A 25,239-nucleotide genomic window follows, 5' to 3' on the forward strand; every position below is an offset into this window, starting at 1 on the left:
ATGAATAACGACAACCATAAAATTCAGGGTGAAACCGGCGCTATCGCCATCGTCGGCATGGCTTGCCGCTTTCCCGGCGCGGCGAATTATGAAGAGTATTGGAAGAACCTGAGCGCTGGCCTGTCCAGCGTCAGCGAGGTGCCGGCGAACCGCTGGGACAAAGAGGCGTTCTACTCCAGCGACAGCCAGGCGAAGAACAAGGCCGTCAGTAAATGGGGCGGCTTCATGGACGGCGTGGAGTTCTTCGACGCGGACTTCTTCGGTATTTCGGGACGCGAAGCGGTGGCCATGGATCCGCAGCAGCGCATTATGCTGGAACTGTCCTGGGCCTGCATGGAGGATGCGGGCTACGATCCTTCGGCCCTGAACGGCAGTCGCACCGGCGTGTATGTCGGCGTATTCAACTTCGACTACCAGGAGCATCTGCTGCGCACGCTCGATTCCATCGAGGCCCATGTTTCGACCGGCACGCACACGGCGCTGATCCCGAACCGCATTTCGCACTATTTCAATCTGCATGGTCCAAGCCTGCCTATCGACACGGCTTGTTCGAGCTCCCTGGTGGCGCTGCACGAGGCGGTGCATGCGATCCGCCGTGGCGAATGCGAACAGGCGCTGGTGGGCGGCGTGAGCGTCTTGTGCAGCCCGACGCATTTCATTTCCTTTTCCAAGACCGGCATGCTGTCGCCGGACGGCAGCTGCAAGACCTTCGACGAGCGCGCCAACGGCTATGTGCGCGGCGAAGGCGCGGCCATGGTGCTGCTCAAGCCTCTCGCCAAGGCGCTGGAGGATAAGGACAATATTCTTGCCGTGGTGCGCGGCACGGCGCGCAATCACGGCGGCCGTGCGCGCACGGTGACGTATCCCAGCTCGCAGGCCCAGTCGAAAGTGGTGGCGGAAGCGCTGAGCGAGGCGGATATTCCCGTCAGCACCCTGACTTATGTCGAAGCGCACGGCACCGGCACGCCAAAAGGTGACCCAATCGAGATCGAGGGCCTGAAGCTGGCTTTTGCGCGCGTGGCGCAGCAGCGCGGCGAGGCGCTGCCGGAGCACAGCTGCGGCCTGGGCAGCGTGAAGACCAATGTGGGCCACCTGGAATCGGTGGCCGGTCTGGCCGGCGTGATCAAGGTCATCCTGTCTATGCGCCGGCAAACTTTGCCGGGCCTGGTGCATTATCAAAAACTGAACCCACGCATCGAACTCGATTCCAGTCCCTTCTATATCGTCGACCGGCTGCGCGATTGGCCAGCCTTGCGCGATGAACAAGGCCAGGCCGTGCCGCGCCGCGCGGGCGTCAGTTCCTTCGGTTTTGGCGGCGTGAATTCGCATGTGGTGATTGAAGAGTATCTGCCGGCGCAGCCGCAGGAGGCTGAGGAACCGGCGAGCCACGCGCCTGCACTGATTGTTTTGTCGGCCAAGACGGCGGCGGCCTTGCGCGGCCAGGCACAAAGCCTGCTCTCCATGCTGGACTCCGCAGAGATCCAGCGTGCCGGTATCGGTGCGCTGGCCTACACGCTGCAAGTGGGGCGCCAGGCGATGGCCGAGCGTTTGACCTTGCTGGCGGACGCTCTCCCAGCCTTGAAGGAGCAGCTGCAAACCTGGTTGAATGAGCCGTCCGGCTCGCGCCACGCGCGCAGCGCCCGCGTCACCGCCGAGATGCTGACGGCGATTCAAAATGAACCGGAAAGCCTGCAAGCCGTGGCCACAGCGCTGGACGAGGGCAATCTGCCGGAGCTGGCGCAGTTTTGGCTGCACGGTTATTCCATCGACTGGGCAAGCCTGTACGGGACCAGACAAGCACGTGTCGCGCTGCCTTCCTATCCGTTCGCCAAGGTGAAATACTGGGCCGAGACGGAAGGCGGCGCCGAACCGTCCGCGCGCGCCGAGCTGCATCCCCTGCTGCATCAGAATACCTCCGACCTGAATGGGCTGCGCTTCAGCAGCCAGTTCAACGGCAAGGAGTTTTTCTTCGCCGACCATGTTGTGCAAGGAGCGAAGACCCTGCCGGGCGTGGCCCAGCTGGAGATGGCTTTGCGCGCGGCGCAGACAGTCGGTGGCCGCGCCGGAAAGCTGCGCCTCAAGGACGTGGTCTGGGCGCGCCCCATCGTGGCTGGCGATCAGCCGCTGGACCTGCACCTGGCCTTGTACCAGGAGACGGAAGAAGAAATCGGCTACGAAATCTATCGCGAATCGGACGATGGCGAGATCGTATACGGCAAGGGTTCCTTGCTGCCGGCTGGCCGCGAGCCAGTCCTCGCCAGGCACGATCTGGCGGCCTTACAGGCCCAGTGCAGCCATGGCCGGTTCAGCGCCGAGGAATGCTATGCCGCCTTTGATAAGACGGGATTGAGCTATGGCTCCGGCCATCGTGGTCTGGCCAATATCCAGCTTGGCGTGGATCTGGCCCTGGCGCAAATCCGCTTGCCTGAATCCGTGCAAGCCGCCTTTGCGCGTTTCGAGCTGCATCCCAGTTTGCTGGATGCGGCCCTGCAGGCGGCCATCTGCTTCCAGGCGAGGGACAACGGCGGATTGGCCGGAATGAGCTTGATGCTGCCGTTTGCGCTCGGCTCCCTCGATGTGTTGGCGCCTTGCGCGCCATCGATGTGGGCGCTGGTGCGCCGCAGCGCTGGCAGTGGCGCAGGCGACGTGGTGCAAAAATTCGATATCGATCTATGCGACGACGATGGCATGGTTTGCGTACGCTTTGGCGGATTCTGCATGCGTGCCGCTTCCACGGTTGCCGCGGCGGGCGGGGAGAGCATCCGCACGGCGCTGTTTCAGCCTGAATGGAAGCCGCAAGCGGCTGCGGGCGCGCAGGCGCCAGCCTTCGCTCGTCATCTCGTGTTGCTGTGTGGTGGCATGGCGGCCGGCACCGCCCAAATCGCCGCGCGGCTGCCGGGCGCGGAATGCTTGTCCGGCCAGAGTGCCGCCGATATTGCGCAGGCGTTTGAGGCTGATGCATGCATGCTGCTGGAACGTATCCAGGCATTGAGCGCCCAGCCAGGCCAGCATTTGATTCAGGTGGTGATTCCGGCCGATGGCGCGGGCCAGCTTTGGTCTGGCCTGGGCGGCATGTTGCGCTGCGCCAGCCTTGAAAATCCCCGCATCGCGGTGCAGCTTATCAGTGTCGAGCAGGGGCAGGACGTTATCCTGGCCCTGGCCGAAAATATCGGCAGCGATGCCCAGCAGCTGCGCTACCGGGGCGGTCAGCGTCTGGTCCAGGGCTGGGCTGAATTGCCGTCAACCGAGGCAAACCGTGCTTGGAAAGACCGTGGCGTCTACCTGATTACGGGGGGCGCGGGAGGCCTTGGCCTGATCTTCGCGTATGACATCGCCGGCTCGGTACGCAATGCCACGCTCATTCTGACTGGCCGCTCCGTCGTCAGCGATGTGGTGCAGGCGCAGATCCGCGAACTGGAAGCGCTGGGCGCGGTGGTGCAGTATCGCCAGCTCGATGTCGGCGATGCGCAGGCGGTGAACCAGCTGGTGCAGAGCATTCCCGAGGAATTTGAGAGCTTGGATGGCATCATCCATAGTGCGGGTGTTCTGCGCGACAGCCTGATTCAGAGTAAGACCGCGCGGCAAGTGAGCGAAGTACTGCGCGCAAAGGTCGCAGGCCTGCTGAATCTCGACCATGCCAGCCGCGAAATCGCGCTGGATTGCTTTATCTGCTTCTCCTCGACCTCCGGGGCGCTTGGCAATGTGGGGCAGGCCGATTACGCCGCCGCCAATTCTTTCATGGATGCGTATGCCCATTACCGCAACGAATTGGCGGCGCAGGGGCAGCGGCACGGCCGCGCACTGGCGCTCAACTGGCCTTTGTGGGAAGAGGGCGGCATGCAGGTCGATGCCGCGACTATCCAGGAAATGCGCCAGCGAACCGGTCTGCGGCCTCTGCACAGCATCAGTGGCCGCAACGCCTTGGCCCAGGCCTTGGTTTTGAATGCATCGCAGGTATTGGTTGCGGAAGGCGAGATAAAGCGGTTCAAGGCCAGCCTGTCGCAGCAGCGCAAGGCTGCCCCTGCCCGCACCGAGTCCATCATGACGGCGGGAGCGCAGGAGAAGGCGGTGCGTTACTTCGTGCGTCTGCTGGCCGGAACGTTGCGGCGGCAGGCCGACAGCATTGACCCGCATGCCCAGATGGAGGCGTATGGCATCGACTCGATTCTGGTAGTGGAATTGACGCGCAAGCTTGAGCAGGTATTCGGTACGCTTTCCAAAACCTTGTTCTTTGAATATCAGACCATCGCCGCATTAGCTGCCTACTTCATGGAAAATCACGGCGAAGCGTTGGCCGCGCAGCTTGGAGACAACCTGGTACAGACGGTCGCACCCGCAGCGGCGGCGAGCATGGAAGAGACAGCAGTCAGTACGGCCTTGACAAGCCGTCGCTCGGGTTTCGCTTCGCGCACTGTGCCTGCGGTATTGGCGGCACCGGTGGCAAAAGCTGCTGCCGATGTCGGCGATATCGCCATCATCGGGCTGGCGGGCCGCTATCCCCAGGCCGGCAATGTGGAAGAGTTCTGGGCCAATCTGAGCCAGGGTAAGGACTGCATTGGAGAGATTCCGTCCGAACGCTGGGACTATAAGCTGTACTTCGACGCCAACCGCGATGCGAACGGCAAGACTTACAGCAAATGGGGCGGATTTATCGATGGCGTCGACTTGTTTGACCCGCTGTTCTTCAATATCTCGCCACGCGAAGCAGAGCGCATGGACCCGCAGGAACGCTTGTTCCTGGAATGCGTGCACGCCGCGCTGGAAGATGCCGGCTATACCCGCGACACCGTTGGCCGTCAGGATCAAGCCGGCTCGGATGGCAGCGTCGGTGTCTTCGTCGGCGTGATGTATTCGGAATACCAGCTGTATGGCGCACAGGAGCAGGCGCGCGGCCGCAATCTGGCGATGCTCAACAGCCCTGCATCCATCGCCAACCGCATTTCCTACTTCTGCAATTTCAACGGCCCCAGCATGGCGCTGGATACGATGTGTTCCTCCTCGCTGACCGCGATCCATCTCGCCGTGCAGAGTTTGCAGCGCGGCGATTGCCGCGTGGCGGTTGCCGGTGGCGTGAACGTGTCTATCCACCCGAACAAGTACCTGATGCTGGCACAGGGTAAGTTCATTTCGGGGAAAGGGCGCTGCGAAAGCTTCGGCGAAGGCGGCGAGGGTTACGTTCCCGGCGAAGGCGTGGGCGCGCTGCTGCTCAAGCCGAAAGCGCAGGCCATTGCCGATGGCGACCATATCTACGGCATCATCAAAGCCACCGCGATCAACCACGGCGGAAAGACCAACGGCTACACCGTACCCAATCCGAACGCACAGGCCAAGGTGATTGAAACCGCGCTGCGCGGGGCGGGCATCGATGCCCGCAATATCGGCTATATCGAGGCGCACGGCACCGGCACCAGCCTGGGCGACCCGATCGAGATTGCCGGGCTGTCCAAGGCCTTCCAGAGCTGGACGAAGGACAAGCAGTTCTGCTCCATCGGGTCGGCCAAATCGAATATCGGCCATTGCGAAAGCGCCGCCGGCGTGGCTGGCGTGACCAAAGTACTGTTGCAGCTGAAATATCGGCAGCTCGCGCCAAGCCTGCATTCGCGCTCGTTGAATCCAAACATCGACTTCGGCAATACGCCTTTTGTGGTGCAGCAGGAGCTGGCGCCATGGCTGCGTCGAGTGGACGAGAGCAGCGGCGTTCGGCGTGAACTGCCGCGCGTGGCCGGCATTTCCTCGTTCGGCGCCGGCGGCGCGAATGCCCACGTGGTGATCGAAGAATATGCGGATGCGCGCCCGGCAACCGCTTTGCCCGGCCCGGCCCTCGTGCTGCTCTCGGCGCGCGACGGCGAGCGCCTGCAGGAACAAGTTCGCCAACTCTTGGCGGTACTTGCGCAGCCGGGCCTGATCGACCTGGCCGACCTGGCCTATACGCTGCAGGTCGGACGCGAAGCGATGGACGAACGCCTCGCATTGCTGGCCTCTTCGCTGGATGACCTGCGCGGAAAGCTGGATGCCATTCTGGCAGGTGAGACTCAGCTGGAAGACGTTTATCGTGGGCAGGTAAAACGCACGGCGGAAGCGCTGGGTGGCTTGGCTGGCGATGAGGATATGTCTGCCGCCGTCGATGCCTGGATTGAGAAAGGTAAATTTGGCAAGCTGCTCGACCTGTGGGTAAAAGGATTGGCTTTCGACTGGCGGCGCCTCTACCGCGATGGCGCAGCGCGCCCGCGCCGTATCAGCTTGCCGACTTACCCTTTTGCACGCGAGCGTTATTGGGTGCAGACCAGCGCTGTCGTTGAAGGTGAGACTGGCAGCGAGATGCGTCTGCATCCCCTGGTACAGCGCAATACCTCTGATTTGGCCGGCCTGCGCTTCAGCAGCCGCCTGAGTGGCGAGGAATTCTTCCTCTCGCAGCACGTGGTCAACGGAAACCGCGTTCTGCCAGGCGTGGCCCAGCTGGAAATGGCGCGCAGCGCTGTGGCTCTGGCTGCGGGCGGCGATTGCCGCATCACGGTGAGCGATGTAGTCTGGGCGCGGCCGGTGATCGTCGGAGCGGAAGGACTGCTGCTGCATATCGCGCTCTATCCCGAGGACGACACGGCCGTCCGCTTCGAGATCTATGCCGATGCGGCGGATGGCGAGACTTCACCGTTCAGCCAAGGCCTTGCCATCGTTGAAGACCTGGATGAAGCACCGGCCGAAACATACGATATTCAGTCTATTCGAGAGCAATGCCAGCGCGCATATCTGAGCGGTGCGGATTTTTATCCGCTTTGCCAGCGCGCCGGCCTGGAGTACGGCGCGGCGTTCCAGGGTGTTGCGGAGCTGTTCCTTGGCGAGCAACAGGTTTTGGCCCGTATTACGCTGCCCGAAGCTGCGCGCTCGGAAGCGGATTATGTCTGGCACCCCAGCCTACTGGATGCGGCTTTGCAGGCTACGCTGGCTGTGCAGGCAGATGCGGCTGGCCTGCCGCCCCTGATGCTGCCATTCGCCCTGGAAGCGGTGGAGGAACTTGCTCCCTGCAGCGCGAATATGTGGGCGCTGGTCCGCTATAGCGCGGGCAGTTCGGCCAGCCAACGCGTGCCGAAGCTGGATATAGAACTGTGCGATGAAACTGGCCAGGTTTGCCTGCGCTTCCACGCATTCAGCCTGCGTGCCGTGGTGGCGAATCAGGCCGCTGCTGCGGAAGACAAGGCCGCACCAAGCGAAGACAAGCTGCTGCTTGCCCCGGTATGGGACGTTATCGGTGAAGCCGTTTCGGCGACTGTGCCAGAGCCGAATGCGCGCCTGCTGATCGTCGGCGGAACGGCAGCCCAGCAGCAGGCAGTGGTGGCTCTGTATCCACAAGCGAAAGTGTTGCCTTTTTCCGCAGGTGCGCAAATGGACGCCATAGATGCGGCTTTGCGTGGCGCCGGTTCGTTCGATCATCTGCTGTGGATCGTTGAAGCTGGTGAGCAAAATGATGACGAGGAACTGATCGCGGCGCAGGAAACAGGCGTGATCACGGGCTTCCGGTTGGTGAAAGCGCTGCTCGCAATCGGCATGGCCGATCAGCCGCTGGGCTGGACCGTGCTCACTTGCCAGAGCCAGTCCGTGCATGCTTGCGACGCCGTTGCGCCGGCCCACGCCAGCGTGCATGGCTTTATCGCTTCCATGGCCAAGGAGTTCCGCCGCTGGCAAGTGCGCCTGCTTGACATGCAGGCTGGCGTGCCCTGGCCTTGGCAGCGGATCTTCGGCCTGCCGTTCAGCGCTGCGGGCGATGCGCTGGCATGGCGCTCGGGCCAATGGTTCCGCCAGCAGTTGCAAACGGTACAAATGGCGGCGCCGGCAGCGACAGGGGCAGTCTACCGCGAAGGCGGCGTCTACGTCATCGTCGGCGGCGCGGGTGGCATCGGGCAGGCGCTCAGCGAACATCTGATCCGCAATTACCGAGCCAATGTGTTCTGGATCGGCCGGCGCGCCCTGGATGGCGAGATTGAACAGGCGATTGCCCGCCTGGGTTCCTTCGGTCTCGCGCCAAGCTACATATCAACCGACGCGACCGACCTGCGCGCGCTGGAGGCTGCGCGCGAGACGATTCTGGCGCGCTTCCCCCGCATCAATGGCGTCGTTCACGCGGCGATCGCCTTGCTCGACAAGAGCTTGGCCCAGATGGATGAAGAACGGTTGCGCGCGGGATTGGCGGCGAAAGTCGATATCAGCGTGCGGATGGCGCAGGTCTTCGGCAAGCTGCCGCTGGACTTCATGTTGTTCTGCTCATCGCTCCTGAGTTTCATCAAGGCGGCGGGACAAAGCAATTACGCTGCCGGCTGTACTTTCAAAGACGCCTACAGCTTGCAACTGGCCAAGCGCCTGCCTTACCCGGTGAAGACGATGAACTGGGGTTATTGGGGCAGCGTGGGCGTGGTCGCCTCGCAGGCCTATCGGGAGCGGATGGCGCAGCAAGGCATAGGCTCGATCGAGCCGGAGGAAGGCATGCTGGCTATCGACGCGCTGATGGCCGCACCGTTGCCGCAACTAGGCTTCCTGAAAGTGACGTCGGCGATGCCCAAGGGCGGCATCCAGGATCTGATCGGCGCGAATCGTGTCGATATCCATCAATCCGGATATGCCTCGGTGGCTGCGGCCTTGAGCGAGCAAGACACGCTGCCGCTGCCTGCCGACGTCAGCCAAGTGGCCGCGCATCGTCAGGAAATGGACCGGCTGTCGCTGGCAATTCTCTGGGGCGAACTACGCGCCATAGGCATGTTTGGCATGACAGCCTCCTTTGGCCTGAACGATGCAATGGTTTCATCCAGCATCCGGCCCGGCTACGCGCGCTGGCTGGCGCATAGCCTACAATGCCTGGCGCAGGCAGGCTGGCTGCGGCAGACCGCCGATGTCTGGCACGTGGCGGCGCAAGGCCCGGTCCGTGAGCAGGCCTGGGCAGACTGGGAGCAGCGCAAGCACGCCTGGCTGAACGATGCGAATCTACGCGCCCAGGCCGTGCTGGTGGAAACCATGCTGCGCGCTTTGCCGGCAATGCTTAGCGGCCGCACGCCCGCCACGTCGATCATGTTCCCGAATTCTTCGATGGAGCTGGTGGAAGGCGTTTATCGCGGCAGCCCGCTCGCCGACTATTATAACGATGTGCTGGCGGCCAGCGTGCTGGCCTTTATCGCGGCCCGTCTGCGCCAGGATCCTTCCGCCCGTATCCGCATTCTGGAAATCGGCGCGGGAACGGGCGGCACCAGCGCGCGCGTGCTGGCAAAGCTGAAACCCTACGCAAGCAATATTGATCAGTACTGCTACACCGATCTCTCGCGCGCTTTCCTGCTGCACGCGGAACAGCAGTATGGTCCGCATTATCCCTATCTGGCCTATAGCCTGTTCGACGCCAGCAAGCCGCTGGCGGGGCAGAGTATTGACGCCGGCAGCTATGACCTGGTGATCGCTACCAACGTTCTCCATGCCACCCGGGATATCCGCGAAAGCCTGCGCAATGCGAAGGCGGCTTTGCGCGGCAATGGCATGTTGCTGCTGAATGAGTTGAGCAGCTGCGAACTGTGGGCGCATTTGACGTTCGGCATGCTGGACGGCTGGTGGCTGTACGAGGATGAAACCCTGCGCATTCCCGGCTGTCCAAGCCTGGCGCCCGCCATGTGGAAGGCCGTACTGCGCGAGGAAGGCTACCGCCATATCATGTTCCCGGCGGATGCCGCACATGCTCTTGGCCAGCAAGTGGTGCTGGCGGAAAGCGACGGCGTCACGCCGCAGCGCCACGTCAAACAAACACCCGCGCCGACCGCGCCGGTAGTCCGCGCCACTGCCGCAACCGGAGACGCTTCAGCTCCGGTTCGCGCAGCCGTCAAGCCAGCGCCGTCCCTGCCTGCATCGTCGCTGCGCGACGGCTGCGTGCTGCGGCTGAAGAAGCTGGTTGGACAAGTGCTGAAAATGCCGGTCGAGAAAATCGACGCCGCCAGCAACCTTGATCAATATGGTATCGACTCGATTCTTGTCCTGGAGCTGACCAATGGCCTGCGCGCGGCGCTGGCCGATGCTGGCATTACGAGCAGTTTAAGCACCGCCCTGTTCTTTGAACACCAGTCCATCGATGCGCTAGCCGATCATTTTGTGCAGACTGAAGCCGCAGCGATGGCCCGGTGGACGGGCCTGGATGCGGCAGTGGAAGCGGTTCCGGCATATCAGCCGATGCGCGCCTTGCCATCGTCCAAGGGGCGCCGGGCGCACGCTTCCCAAGCATGGAGGGGCAAGGCGTCGGCCAAGGCCGTGGAACCGGCTGGACAGTTTGACGTTGCCATCATCGGCCTTTCGGGCCGTTATCCAATGGCGGAAAACGTGGAGCAGTTCTGGGCCAACCTGAAGGACGGCCGCAATTGCATTGGCGAGATTCCGCCGGAGCGCTGGGACCATAGCCGTTATTTCGATCCGGCCAAGGACCGTCCCGGCAAAACCTATACGAAATGGGGCGGCTTCCTCAGCGATATCGACTGCTTCGATGCGCGCTTCTTCCATATCTCGCCGCGCGAGGCCGAGGCTATGAGTCCTCAGGAACGCCTGTTCTTGCAAGAAGCATACAGCAGTATTGAGGACGCGGGTTACACGCCGTCCAGCTTGAGCGCAAGCCGCAAGGTCGGCGTGTTCGTCGGCGCGATGAATGAGTATTACGGCGCCGGCAGCCGTTTCTGGTCCATCGCCAACCGGACTTCCTGGCTGTTCAACTTCCAGGGACCGAGCATGGCGGTCGATACCGCTTGTTCCTCATCGCTGACGGCGGTGCATCTGGCGCTGGAAAGCCTGCGCAGCGGCGCGAGCGAAGTCGCCTTGGCCGGTGGCGTCAATCTGATTGTGGCTCCAGATCAGCTGGTGGAACTGGCGGCGATGACCATGCTGTCCAGCGGCGACAAGTGCAAGTCCTTCAGCGCCGATGGCGATGGCTTTGTGGATGGCGAGGCCGTTGGCGCAATCGTGCTCAAACCCCTGCAGCGAGCGGTCGAGGATGGCGACCATATTTATGGCGTCATCAAAGGTAGTGCGGTCAATGCCGGCGGAAAAACCAATGGTTATATGGTGCCCAACCCGAACCAGCAGGCACGGTTGGTAAAGGATGCGCTGGAGCGGGCCGGCGTCAACGCCCGCAGCATCAGCTATCTGGAGGCACAAGGCACGGGAAGTAGTTTGGGCGACCCGATTGAAATTGCAGGTTTAAGCAAGGCATTCCGCAACTGGACGGAGGATACGCAGTTCTGCGCGCTGGGCAGCGCGAAGTCCAATGTCGGCCATTGCGAAAGCGCGAGCGGCATGGTTGGCATCAGCAAGGTGCTGATGCAGATGAAGCATAGGACGCTGGTCCCCAGCCTGCATGCGGCTGTTCTCAATCCGGACATCGACTTTGGCAATTCGCCGTTCGCGGTACAGCAGAATCTTGCGGCCTGGGAGCGTCCAAAAGTGGAGATCGACGGCCGCCGCGGCGAGCAGCCACGTATCGCGGGCATCTCGTCATTCGGCGCTGGCGGCGCCAACGCCCACCTGATTATCGAGGAGTTCATCGCTGCGCCGCTTGGCCAGGCGTTGGCGGGGCCTGCGCTGGTAGTGCTTTCCGCCCGCACTGAAGAAGGACTGCAGCAGCGTGTCCAGCGCCTTCTGGCGGCTATTGCGCCTGAGCGTATAGAACCGCAAATGACGCTGGCGAATATCGCTTACACCCTGCAAACGGGGCGCGAAGCGATGGAAGAGCGCCTGGCCATTCTGGCGGACTCGCTCGACGCACTGCGCCGGAAGCTGGGCGTCATTGCAGCAGGCGAAAGCGAAGCCGATGGCGCGTATCGCGGCCAGGCCAAGAAGAACAAGGAAGCTTTCAGTCTGTTTGCAGGCGACGAGGACATGGATGGCATTGTCGCCACATGGTTCGCCAAGGCCAAGCTGGATAAGCTGGGCGAGCTTTGGACCAGGGGCTTTGCGCTGGATTGGAATGCCTTGTATGCGGCAGACGGCGCAAGCCGGCCATCTCGCATCAGCCTTCCTTCCTACCCATTCGCCAAGGAGCGTTACTGGAAAGAGAGGGCCGTTGCGGCTCAGCCAACCACCGTTGCGCCGGTGGCTGTAGCTCGGGTATCTGCGCCAGTTCTGTCCCGCGATCCAGATTTGCAAGGCTATGTAAGGGGCTTGTTGAGGGCTAGTGTTTCCGCCACCCTGAAAGTGGCGGAGGAGGATATCGATGGTGATACACAGTGGAGCGAATACGGCTTCGATTCGATTACGCTGACCAGCTTCTGCAACTCACTCAACGATCAGTATCGCGTTGGCCTCGCGCCGACCATTTTCTTTGAATATCCAACGCTGGATGGATTGGCAAAATTCCTTGCCCAGGAACGGCGGTCGCTGTTCGAGACGAGCGTTCCCGAGCCAGCGCCAGTGCAGCATGCGGAGCCGGAGCCCGCGCCGCAACTGCGCGTGGAAAACAAGGAAGCTGTCGCCATCATCGGCATGAGCGGCCAGTTCCCGATGGCGCCCGATATGGATGCGTTCTGGCGCGTGCTGGAAGAGGGCAGGGATTGCATCGGCGAGATTCCGAAGGAGCGCTGGGATTGGAAGGCCATTTATGGTGATCCCCATCTGGAAGAGAACAAGTGCAATAACAAATGGGGCGGTTTCATCGAAGGTATCGCTGACTTCGACCCACTGTTCTTCGGCATCTCGCCGAAGGAAGCGGAGCTGATGGACCCGCAGCAGCGGCTGATGATGGTGCATGTCTGGAAGGCGCTGGAGGACGCCGGGTATGCCGGTGCGGCGCTGTCGGGTAGCGACACGGCGCTCTTTATCGGCACAATCGCCAGCGGTTACGCGGATCGCGTGCGGCGCGCAGGCATGGCGATTGAAGGCTATTCGTCGACCGGATCCGTGGCGTCGGTCGGGCCAAACCGCATGAGCTATTTCCTGGATTTCCACGGACCGAGCGAGCCGGTGGAAACCGCCTGCTCCAGCTCACTGGTGGCCTTGCGGCGCGGCGTTCAATCCATCCAGCGCGGCGAATGCGGCGTGGCGGTGGTGGGCGGCGTGAATGCAATCGTCAACCCCGACCTGCATATCAGCTTTAATAAGGCTGGCATGCTGGCCGAGGATGGGCGCTGCAAGACCTTCTCCAGCGCGGCGAACGGCTATGTGCGCGGGGAGGGCGCCGGCATGCTCGTGCTCAAGCGCCTGGGCGACGCGGAACGGGACGGCGACCATATCTATGGCCTGGTGCGCGGTACGGCGGAAAATCACGGCGGCCGAGCCAACTCGCTGACCGCACCGAATCCGAAAGCGCAAGCGGCTGTGGTCAGCATGGCGTATGAGGATGCCGGCATCGATCCGCGTACGGTAACTTACATCGAAGCGCACGGCACGGGAACCAGCCTTGGCGACCCGGTGGAGATCAATGGCCTGAAGGCAGCCTTCAAGCATCTATGCGATACGGCTGGCGTGCGCGTTGAATCGCACCACTGCGGCCTTGGCTCGGCCAAAACGAACTTTGGCCACCTGGAACTGGCGGCCGGCGTTGTCGGGGTGATGAAGGTGCTGCTGCAGATGCGGCATAAGAAGCTGGTTCGAAGCCTGCATAGCGCTGAACTGAATCCGTATATCGATCTGGAATCCAGCCCCTTCTACGTGGTTCAGGAGGCGCGCGAATGGACCGCTTTGCGCGATGCTGATGGCAAGGAAATTCCGCGCCGCGCCGGGGTAAGTTCGTTCGGCTTCGGGGGTGTCAATGCGCACGTGGTGTTGGAAGAATATATCGCTCCTTCTCGCTTGGATCATGAACCGGCCGCCCCGGTGGGCATTGTGCTGTCGGCACGGAATGAGGACCGTCTATTGGAGCAGGCGCGCCAGTTGCTGGACTTCGTAAGCTCTCCGCAAGTTCAAAAAGATGTTGCGTTGGCCGATCTGGCCTATACCTTGCAGGCCGGGCGGGAAGTGATGGAGGAACGCCTGGCCTTTGTAGCGGTATCGTTCGGCGAGTTGGTCGAGAAGCTGGCAGGTTTTGTGGGTGGGAATACGCAGGCTCATGCGATCCTGCGCGGCCACGCGAAGCGCGGCAAGGATTCTGCTTCCCATGGCGCCGGCCCGGCAGTAGGTCTTGAAGACTTGCTGGTCCAGTGGATTAATGGCAGGGATGTCAACTGGTCGTCGCTGTATGCAGGCCGCAAGCCGCGCCGGGTAAGCCTGCCGACCTATCCGTTTGCGCAGGAACGCTACTGGATCGACGTAGGCCATGGCCACCAAGCGGGTGGCTCCAGCGTGGTGCTTCATCCCTTGGTGCAGCAGAATCGCTCGAACATTTCAGGCCTGCGTTTCAGCAGCAGCTTCGATGGCGGCGAATTCTTCCTGGCTGACCATGTGGTGCGTGGCGAACGGGTTCTGCCCGGTGCAGCGCAGCTTGAAATGGCCCTTCATGCGGGCAAACTGGCAACCGAGAACGCATATGGTCTGCGGCTCAGGAATGTTGTCTGGGCGCGTCCTGCGATTGCGGGAGCTGGTGGCCTGCACTTGAATATCGCGCTCCGTCCTGCCGAAGGACAGGCTTTGGCCTTTGAAGTGCAGGGCGCCGGCCCAAGCGGCGATGGTTCTGTATTCAGCCAGGGCTTGCTGGAACCGGCCGACGCATCTATTTTGGCGGCTGTGCATGATATTGACGCCTTGCGCGCGCACTGCACGCGCCGACGGATGAGCGGCGCCGAATGCTACGCCCTGTTTGAGCGTATGGGACTGCACTATGGTCCGAGTTTCCAGGCCCTGAGCGAGTTGCTGGCCGCTGATGCGCTTGCGCTGGCCCGCATTGAGCTACCGCCCGCCGTGCAGGATTCTCTGCCGGACTTCACGCTGCATCCAGCCTTGCTCGACGCTGCCTTGCAGGCGTCCGCCGGCCTGCTCGGCGGTGCTGAGTTGATGCTGCTGTTCGCCCTTGGATCGCTGCAGATCCTGCAGCCGCCTGGCGGCGGCATGTGGGCCGTGGTGCAGCGTAGCCGAGGATGCGCCGCAGGCGACGCGGTGCAGAAATTTGACATTGATCTGTGCGGCGACGACGGCCAAGCATACATCCAGATCCGGGAGTTCAGCCTGCGCGCGGTTACAGGCGGCGGCAAACGCGATGCTGAAGCGACTACCTTGCTGCAGCCTATCTGGCGCGCGCAGCCAGTACTGACGGAAAGCGCCGGCACGGCCTACGCTCGCCATCTTGTCTTGCTGTTGGGCGCGACGGAACCGGATGCGGTTGCGATCCGCAATCGCTTGCCGGATGCGGACTGCCAGCTTTTGACTGCGGGCGCTGATGTTGCCGCTTCCTTCGAATCCGCCGCCCAGGCGCTGCTGGAACGGCTACAAGCCTTGGGCAGCGAAGCTGGAGCATCCCTGATTCAGCTGGCCGTCGTGGGAGATGGCGCGTTGCGAACCCTGAGCGGCTTGGGCGCGATGCTGCAAACCGCACAACAGGAAAATCCGCGTCTCACAGGCCAGGTAATCGAGTTCGATCACGGCCAAGACCTGCCGACCGTTTTGCTGGAGAACCGCGACAGCGCGGACAGACAAATCCGCTATCGCCATGGGGAGCGCATGGTTCGCGGCTGGAGCGAGCTGGCGACCGGCGTCCCGGCACAATGGATGGACCACGGCGTATATCTGATTACAGGAGGCGCCGGTGGCCTGGGCCTGATTTTTGCCCGCGACATTGCCAGCGCCGCGACCGGCGTCACGCTGGTTCTGGCGGGCCGTTCGCCGATGAACGACGCCATACGCGCCAGTATCCGTGAACTTGAGGCCTTGGGTGCGGTGGTGCAGTACCGTCAGCTGGATGCCGGCGATGCGGAGGCGGTTACCCAGCTTGTCCACGGCATTCAGGAAGAACACGAAGGACTGGACGGCATCATCCACAGTGCCGGCGTGTTGCGCGACAGCTTCCTTGTCAGGAAAACACCGCAGCAGCTGCGTGAAGTCCTGCGCGCCAAAGTTGCCGGCACCGTGAATCTCGACCAGGCCAGCCGTGATATTGCGCTGGACTGCTTCATCTGCTTCTCGTCCCTGTCTGGCGCGATAGGCAATATCGGGCAGGCGGACTACGCGGCGGCGAACGCCTTTATGGATAGCTTCGCTCATTACCGCAACGAGCTGGCGGCCCAAGGGAAGCGCCACGGGCGAACCTTGTCGATCAATTGGCCGCTGTGGGAGGAGGGTGGCATGCAGGTTGATGCCGCCACGCGCCGGCATCTGCTTGAACATCTCGGCATGACGCCTTTGGGCACGGCCGATGGCAGCGCGGCTTTGGCGGCGGCAATGGCCAGCGGCGCGCCGCAGGTGCTGCTGGTGCATGGAGAGGCCGAGCGCATGAAGTCAATTCTGCAAGGCCGTCTGCCGGAACGGACGGAAAATCAAAGAGAAAATGCCATGCCGATATCCGCGAATATGGAAGAAAAAGCAAGCCGCTACTTTGTGCGTCTACTGTCCACCGCGCTCAAGCTGCCGGTGCAGCGCATTAATCCACAAGCGCAGATGGAATCCTATGGCATCGATTCCATCCTCGTCCTTGATCTGACCCGCGCGCTGGAAAAAGTGTTTGGCTCCTTGCCGAAGACGCTGTTCTTCGAATACCAGACTATCGACGCGCTGAGCAAATACTTCCTGCAGCATCATGCCGCCGTCCTGGTTCCGCTGCTGGGCGAAAGCCGCAGCGTGCGCGCGATGCCGAATCCAGCTCCCGTTTCAGCCCCGGCAATCATCGGCACGCGGGATAACCTGCGGACTTCGCTCGCCCATGCAGCCCGCACCGAGGGCGATGAAATTGCAATCATCGGCCTGGCTGGCCGCTATCCTCAGGCCAGCAATATCGAGGAATTTTGGGCCAATTTGAGCCAGGGCCGGGACTGCATCGGCGAGATTCCGGCCGACCGTTGGGACCATAAGCTGTATTTCGACGCCGACCGCAATGCCGCTGGCAAGACGTACAGTAAGTGGGGCGGCTTCATGGACGGTGTCGATCTGTTCGATCCGCTGTTCTTCAATATCTCGCCGCGCGAAGCCGAACGCATCGACCCGCAAGAGCGGCTCTTCCTGGAGTGCGTGCACGCCACACTGGAAGATGCAGGTTATACGCGGGGCAATGTGGCCGACGAAGGTGAGGTTGGCGTGTTCGTCGGTGTGATGTACGAGGAGTACCAGCTTTATGGAGCGCAGGAGCAGGTACGCGGCAATAATATCGGTCTGTTCAACAGCCCCGCGTCGATAGCCAACCGCATATCCTACTACTGCAACTTCAGTGGCCCAAGTATGGCGCTGGATACGATGTGCTCTTCGTCGCTGACCGCCATTCATCTGGCGGTTCAAAGCCTGCAGCGCGGCGATTGCAGCGTTGCGGTTGCTGGTGGCGTGAATGTATCGATCCATCCGAATAAATACCTGATGCTGGCTGAGGGTAAGTTCGTATCCGCCAAAGGGCGATGCGAGAGCTTCGGCGAAGGCGGCGAAGGCTATGTTCCAGGCGAGGGCGTGGGCGCGGTGCTGCTCAAGCCCAAAGCGCAGGCCATCGCCGATGGCGACCATATTTACGGCATTATCAAGGCCACGGCGGTCAATCACGGTGGCAAAACCAACGGCTATACGGTGCCGAATCCGAACGCGCAAGCCAAGGTTATCGAGAAAGCCTTGCGTTCCGGCGGTGTGAATGCGCGCGATGTCAGCTACATCGAAGCCCACGGAACCGGCACCAGCCTGGGTGATCCTATCGAGATTGCAGGTCTTTCCAGGGCCTTCCAGCATTGGACTCCGGACACGCAGTTCTGCGCCATTGGCTCGGCCAAATCAAATATCGGCCACTGCGAAAGCGCGGCCGGCATTGCTGGCGTGAGTAAGGTTCTGTTGCAACTGAAGCATCGGCAGCTTGCGCCAAGCCTGCATTCCCGGTCGCTGAATCCGAACATCGACTTTGCAGCAACGCCGTTTGTAGTGCAGCAGGAGCTGGCTCCATGGCCTGGCGTGCAAAAGAATGGCGCCGAACTGCCGCGTATCGCCGGCATTTCCTCCTTTGGTGCCGGCGGCGCCAACGCCCATGTGGTGATCGAGGAATACATTGCGCCACCCGCAGACCGCTCCGCGGCGGGTGATCCTGCGCTGGTGCTGCTTTCGGCGCGTAATAAGCAGCAGCTGCAAGAGCAGGTGCAGTTGCTTCTGGCCGCTGTCGCCGTGCCGGCCGATATTGATCTGGCCGACCTGGCCTATACCCTGCAGGTTGGACGGGAGGCGCTGGAAGAGCGGCTTGCCTTGGTGGTCCATTCCATTGACGAACTGCAGGTAAAGCTGCAAGCCATCGCTGCAGACGAAACCTGGCCGGAGGACGCTTATCAAGGCCAGGCAAAACGCGACGAAGAGGGTATGGGTGGCCTGTCCGGCGATGACGATATGTCCGGCACCGTTGACGCATGGCTGGCGAAAGGTAAGTTCGGCAAGTTGCTGGAACTGTGGGTGAAGGGCTTTGTCTTCGACTGGCGCCGTTTGCATGCGCGTGCCGCCCGCAAGCCGCAGCGTATCAGCCTGCCGACTTATCCGTTTGCCCGTGAGCGGTATTGGATTGAGACCAGCGCCAAAGCGGCGTTGGGCCGGACGGCTGCGGTGTTGCATCCAATGGTTCACGCCAACACCTCCAACCTTGGCATTCAGCGCTTCAGCAGCCATTTCAGTGGGACTGAGTTCTTCTTCTGCGATCATAAGGTGCATGGCCGTGCCGTCCTGCCAGGCGTCGCACAGCTGGAAATGGCGCTGTTCGCCGCACGCAAGGCGGCTACGGCCCAACAGGCATTCCGTTTGCAAGAGATAAGCTGGTCTCGCGCCGCCACGGTGCATGAACAAGGCTTGGAGCTGCATATCGCGCTGACTCCGCAGGGCCGGAATGAAATCGGCTTCGAAATCTATAGCGAGGACGGTGACAATACTCTCATTTACAGCGATGGCGTGCTGGCTCCAGCGGAAGAACTGAATGCCTCCCACGACTTGACGGCTCTGCGCGAGCTTTGCTCGCTGAACCGTTTGGACCAAGAGCAATGCTATGAATTGTTTGACCGCCTCGGCATCCGGTACGGTGCCAGTTTCCGGGGGCTGACCGAAATATCGATCGGCGAAGCGCTGGCCGTTGCGCGTATTTCCGCGCCGGTGCTGGCAGGCGCAGAGAATTTTATGCTGCATCCGGGCACTTTGGATGCTGCGCTGCAAGCCACGGTGGGGCTGGCGCTGACGCCTGAAGAACCGGTGGCAATGCTGCCATATATGCTGGCGTCATTGACCGTTCTGGCGCCCTGCAGCGGCAGCATGTGGGCCGTGGTGCAGCGCCAGGCCGGTATCGCCGGCGAGCCGGTCCAGCAATTCAATATCGATCTATGCGATGACGAGGGCAAAGTCCACGTGAGAATTTCCGGACTTGAGCTGCGCGCCGCGCCCACCGCGTTCAAGCCGGAGGAATCCCGCACGCCTATGGCAGAAGTGCAGACAGCGGCAGGGGATGATTTGCCGGAGAAAACCCAGCGCTATCTTGCGCGTTTGCTCTCCACCGTTCTCAAGCTCCCGGCCGAGAAAATCGATGTGAAAGCCCAGCTTGAGGCCTATGGCATCGACTCGGTAATGGTGATGGACCTGACCCGCAGCCTGGAGAAGGTCTTCGGCCCGCTCTCCACGACGCTGTTCTATGAGTACCGCAGCATTGCGGCATTAAGCGGCTACTTCCTGAAAAAACATGAGGAAGTGCTGCGCAAGCTGCTGGACGGCCAGCGGCCAATCGCCGCGCCGCTGATCAAAGCCGCAGCCGCAAAAACATCGCCTGTCGCGAAACGCCGCTTTGAAGGGGGACGTGCACGCAACGACGATGACATCGCAATTATCGGCCTGGCAGGACGCTATCCCAAAGCCCGCAATATCGAAGAATTCTGGGCGAATCTCAGCCAAGGCAAGGACTGCATCGGCGAGATTCCGGCTGAACGCTGGGATCACAATCTGTATTTCGACGCCGACCGCAATGCCGCCGGCAAGACTTACAGCAAATGGGGCGGCTTTATCGATGGCGTGGACAACTTCGATCCGCTGTTCTTCAATATCTCTCCGCGTGAAGCCGAGTTGATGGATCCGCAAGAGCGCCTGTTCCTTGAATGCGTTCACGCCACGCTGGAAGACGCAGGCTATACGCGTGAAACGGTGGCGGGCCGGAACGGCAAGGCTGGCGTATTCGTCGGCGTGATGTACGGCGAATACCAGCTGTACGGGGCGCAGGAGCAGGCACTGGGACGGCAGGTCGCCATTTCCAGCAGCCCCGCGTCGATCGCCAACCGCATTTCCTATTTCTGCGACTTCAATGGCCCCAGCATGGCCGTCGATACCATGTGCTCGTCCTCGCTGACGGCCATCCATCTGGCGGTGCAAAGCCTGCAGCGTGGCGACTGCGCAGTGGCGGTGGCGGGTGGCGTGAACGTGTCGGTGCATCCGAATAAATATCTGCTGCTCGCCCAAGGCAAGTTCATTTCGGCTAAAGGCCGCTGCGAAAGCTTCGGCGAGGGTGGCGAAGGCTATGTGCCGGGCGAGGGTGTCGGCGCGCTGCTGCTTAAATCGAAGTCGCAGGCCATTGCGGACGGCGACCATATTTACGGTGTGATCAAGGCCAGCGCCGTCAATCACGGCGGCAAGACTAATGGCTACACCGTGCCGAATCCTGGCGCGCAAGCCGAAGTGATCGAAAGCGCCTTGCGCGAAGCACGTATCGATGCGCGCAGCATCAGCTACATTGAAGCGCACGGCACGGGGACTAGCCTGGGCGATCCGATCGAGATTGCCGGCCTCTCCCAGGCTTTCGAACATTGGACGCAGGATAAGCAGTTCTGCGCCATTGGCTCGGCCAAATCGAACATCGGCCATTGCGAAAGCGCCGCCGGTATTGCCGGCGTGACCAAGGTTCTGCTGCAGCTGAAGCACCAAAAGCTGGTTCCCAGCCTGCATTCGCATTCGCTCAATCCGAACATCGATTTTGCTGATACGCCATTCATCGTTCAACAGGAGCTGGCCGATTGGCCGCGTCCTGCGAGTGGAGCCGGCGCGGAACAGCGTGGGCTGCCGCGCCGTGCCGGCGTGTCGTCCTTCGGTGCGGGGGGCGCCAACGCGCACATCGTGATCGAGGAATATATCGCGCCACAAAGCGAGACCACGGCCTCCGGCGCACCCGCATTGATTGTGCTGTCGGCTCGCAACGATGACAGGCTGAAGGAGCAGGTGCTGCAACTGCTGGCCGCAGTCGATGACGTATCGCTGGCCGATCTGGCCTACACCCTGCAAGTCGGCCGGGAGGCGATGGAGGCGCGGTTGGCACTTGTCGTCCATTCCATTGCCGAGCTGCGCGAGAAGCTGGCGGCTCTTGCCCAAGGCAATACGCTGCCGGAAGGCGCGTATCGCGGCTTGGTCAAACGCGGCCCCGATGCCTTGGATGTTCTGGCCAGCGACGATGATATGTCGGCAGCCATCGGCGCCTGGGTTGAAAAAGGCAAGTTCGGCAAGCTGTTGGCGTTGTGGGTGAAAGGCCTGGCCTTTGATTGGCAGCAGCTCTACCCAAAAAATGCGCCGGCTCCACGCCGTATCAGTCTTCCGACATATCCGTTTGCGCGTGAACGGTATTGGATCAATACCGGCGCGGCAGGCCATGCTCCGGCTGCGGCGCTACTGCATCCACTGGTTCACCGAAATACCTCGCGTCTCTCCGTGCAGCGCTTCAGCAGCCGCTTTAGTGGTACGGAATTCTTCCTGGCCGATCACCGCGTCCAGGGCCAGGCAGTGCTGCCGGGCGTGGCGCAGCTTGAAATGGCGCTGTTCGCGGCCAAGGAGGCGATGGATGAAGCGCAGCCGCTGCGCCTGCGGAACGTGCTCTGGTCTCGCCCGGTGCAGGTGGATGCCGATGGCCCCGATCTGCATCTGGCCTTGTATCCGGAGGAGCAGGGCCGCATCGGCTTTGAGATTTATAGCGAAGGCGAAGATGGCAGTCCTTTGGTCTTCAGCGAAGGAACTCTCGCCCCGGCGACAAACGCCGCCGCCAGCCACGACCTGGAAGCCTTGCGGACGCAATGTACGATTGGCCGTTTGAGCGGAGAGCAGTGTTATGCGATCTTCGGCCAGCTTGGCATTCAATACGGCGCCAGCTTCCGTGGTCTGAAGGAGGTGTTGACCGGTGAGGCGCTTGCGTTAGCGAGCATTTCTTTGCCCGATGGCGCTTCGCAGAAGGGCTTCGCACTGCCACCCGCTTTGCTGGATGCAGCGCTGCAGGCGGTTGTCGGGCTGGTCGCCGCGCCTGGAGCGGAGCTTATGCTGCCATATGCGCTTGGCTCGCTGGACATTCTCGCACCATGCTCCAGCATTATGTGGGCCGTGGTGCGTCGTATCAGTGGCAAGGCGGATGATTCGGTGCAGCACCTGGATATCGACTTGTGCGATCAATCCGGCAAGGTATGTCTGCGATTCGGGCAGTTGGAATTGCGCGCCGTTCCCGGAGCATCGCTCCAGCCGCTGTTGGCTCCGATGGAAAGCTCCGCACCGGCTCTGCTGCTGCGTCCCGAATGGCGGATGCAGGCGGCTGCGTCGGCCGGCGCGGATCTTGCGTTCTCCCGCCGCCTGGTGCTCCTGTGCGGCATCGCAGAGGAGGAAATGGCGGCGGCGCAGCGGCAGTTGCCATCCGCCGACTTCCGCATCCTTGGCCTGGGCGGCGATTTGGCTGAGGCCTTTGGCAAAGCGGCGGAAGAACTGCTGCAGCATCTTCAGACATTGAACGCTGACACTGGGAGCGCGCTGATTCAGATCGTCTTGGGTGTCTCAGACGACAACCAGATGATGCGCGGACTCGCCGGCATGCTGCGCAGCGCGCAGCTGGAGAATCCCCGCATCAATGTCCAGCTGATTGAGGTGGAAGCTGGCCATGATTGGCCACAGGCTTTGCTCGAAAATGCGGATGGCGGCGTGCAGCATGTGCGCTATCGCGGCGGAAAGCGCATGGTTCAGGAGTGGGCGGAGCTGGATGCCCATCGCACAACGTCCTGGAAGGATCAAGGCGTTTATCTGATCACTGGTGGTGCGGGTGGCCTGGGTCTGATCTTTGCCCGCGATATTGCGGCATCGGCCCGCAGCGCCACGCTGATCCTGACCGGCCGCTCGCAGCCAAATGAAGCAGCCCTCACCGCCATGCGGGAGCTGGAAGCGCTTGGCGCCGCCGTCCACTATCGCCAGGCGGATGTCGGAAATGCAAGCGATGTGCTGCAGCTGATAGACGACATCCAGCAGCGGCAAGGCGGTCTGACCGGCATCATCCACAGCGCGGGAGTGACGCGCGACAGTCTGCTGATCCGTAAAACACCGGAGCAATTGCGTGAAGTACTGCACGCCAAGGTGGCCGGCGCCATTAATCTGGACCGCGCCAGCAGCGCCATTCCGCTGGACTGCATGATCCTGTTCTCGTCCATTTCGGGAGCGCTGGGCAATGTCGGCCAGGCCGACTATGCCGCCGCGAACGCCTTCATGGATGCCTTTGCTCAGCACCGCAAGGAGCAGGTGGCGAAAGGCGAACGCCATGGTCGCACGCTGTCGCTGAACTGGCCGTTATGGGAGGAGGGCGGCATGCAGCTCGATGCCGCAAGCCGCCAGTATCTGAAGGAGAAAACCGGCATGACGCCTCTGAGCACTGCCAACGGCCGCATGGCGCTGTCGAAAGCGCTGGCCAGCGGCGAAGCCCAGGTTCTGGTGGTGGAAGGCGATGTGGCGCGCATCAAGGCGACGCTGCTGGGTGGCGCCGTGAGCGCAGCCCCGGCGGCGGCCGCGATCCCGACCTCGGCTCAGGCCAAGCAGGTTGCGGAAAATCTGCAGGAGAAAGCTACACGTTATCTTGTGCATCTGCTGTCTGCCGCGCTCAAACTGCCCACCCAGCGCATCGACCCGCAGGCGCCGATGGAGTCCTATGGCATTGATTCCGTTCTTGTGCTTGAGTTGACGCGCACGCTGGAGAAGACTTTCGGTAGCCTGCCCAAGACCCTGTTCTATGAGTACCAGACCATCGCCAGCCTGACGGCCTACTTCCTGCGCAGTCATCTCGCGGCATTGACGGAGCTGTTGGGTGAGCAGCACGCCATGCCGTCATTGCAGGTACGGCCGTCCGCAGTTAGCCTGCCAATGTCTAAGGCGAAGCCACGCAAGCCGCGCTTCCCGGCGCGCCACACCACGTCCGATGTAAGCGAAATCGCCATTATCGGCTTGGCGGGCCGCTATCCCCAAGCCGCCAATGTGCAAGAGTTTTGGGCGAATCTGAGCCAGGGCAAGGACTGCATCGGCGAGATTCCATCGGAACGTTGGGATTACAAGCTGTACTTCGATCCTGACCGCAACGCCAGTGGAAAGACCTACAGCAAATGGGGCGGCTTTATCGATGGCGTCGACCATTTCGATCCGCTGTTCTTCAATATCTCGCCACGCGAAGCCGAGTTGATGGACCCGCAGGAGCGTATTTTCCTCGAATGCGTACACGCCACGCTGGAAGATGCCGGCTACACCCGCGACACCGTGGCAGGGAAAGACGGCAATGCGGGCGTATTCGTGGGTGTGATGTATGGCGAATACCAGCTCTATGGGGCGCAGGAACAGGCGCTCGGACGGCAGCTTGCGCTGTCCAGCAGTTCCGCTTCAATAGCCAATCGCGTGTCCTACGTCTGCAACTTCAATGGCCCCAGCATGGCGCTCGATACCATGTGCTCATCCTCGCTGATGGCCATTCATCTGGCGGTGCAAAGCCTGCAGCGTGGCGATTGCGCGGTTGCGGTGGCGGGCGGCGTCAACCTCTCGATCCATCCGAACAAGTACCTGGCGCTGGCACAGGGTAAGTTCATTTCGGCCAAGGGCCGCTGCGAAAGCTTCGGCGAGGGCGGCGAAGGCTATGTGCCAGGAGAGGGCGTGGGCGCGCTGCTGCTGAAACCCAAGGCCCAGGCCATTGCCGATGGCGACCATATTTATGGCGTGATAAAAGGTTCTGCGGTCAACCATGGCGGCAAGACCAATGGCTATACCGTGCCGAATCCAAACGCGCAGGCCGATGTAATCGAGCGTGCGTTGCGTGAAGCACGCGTGGATGCGCGCAGCATCAGCTATATCGAGGCGCATGGAACGGGCACCAGTTTAGGCGATCCGATTGAGATCGCCGGCTTGTCCAAGGCTTTC

General features: G+C 61.8%; 1 protein-coding gene (cut by a window edge). It reads left to right on the forward strand.

Annotated features, from left to right (window positions below; genetic code table 11):
* Positions 1-25,239, forward strand: the 5' portion of a protein-coding gene (locus FHS03_RS19880; protein ID WP_183442678.1) for an SDR family NAD(P)-dependent oxidoreductase. The gene runs 3,078 nt beyond the window's last position; only the first 25,239 of its 28,317 coding nucleotides appear in the window; its start codon is at positions 1-3; its stop codon lies off the right edge, out of view.

The sequence above is a fragment of the Pseudoduganella violacea genome, from assembly GCF_014191875.1.
Lineage (GTDB): Bacteria > Pseudomonadota > Gammaproteobacteria > Burkholderiales > Burkholderiaceae_D > Rugamonas > Rugamonas violacea_A.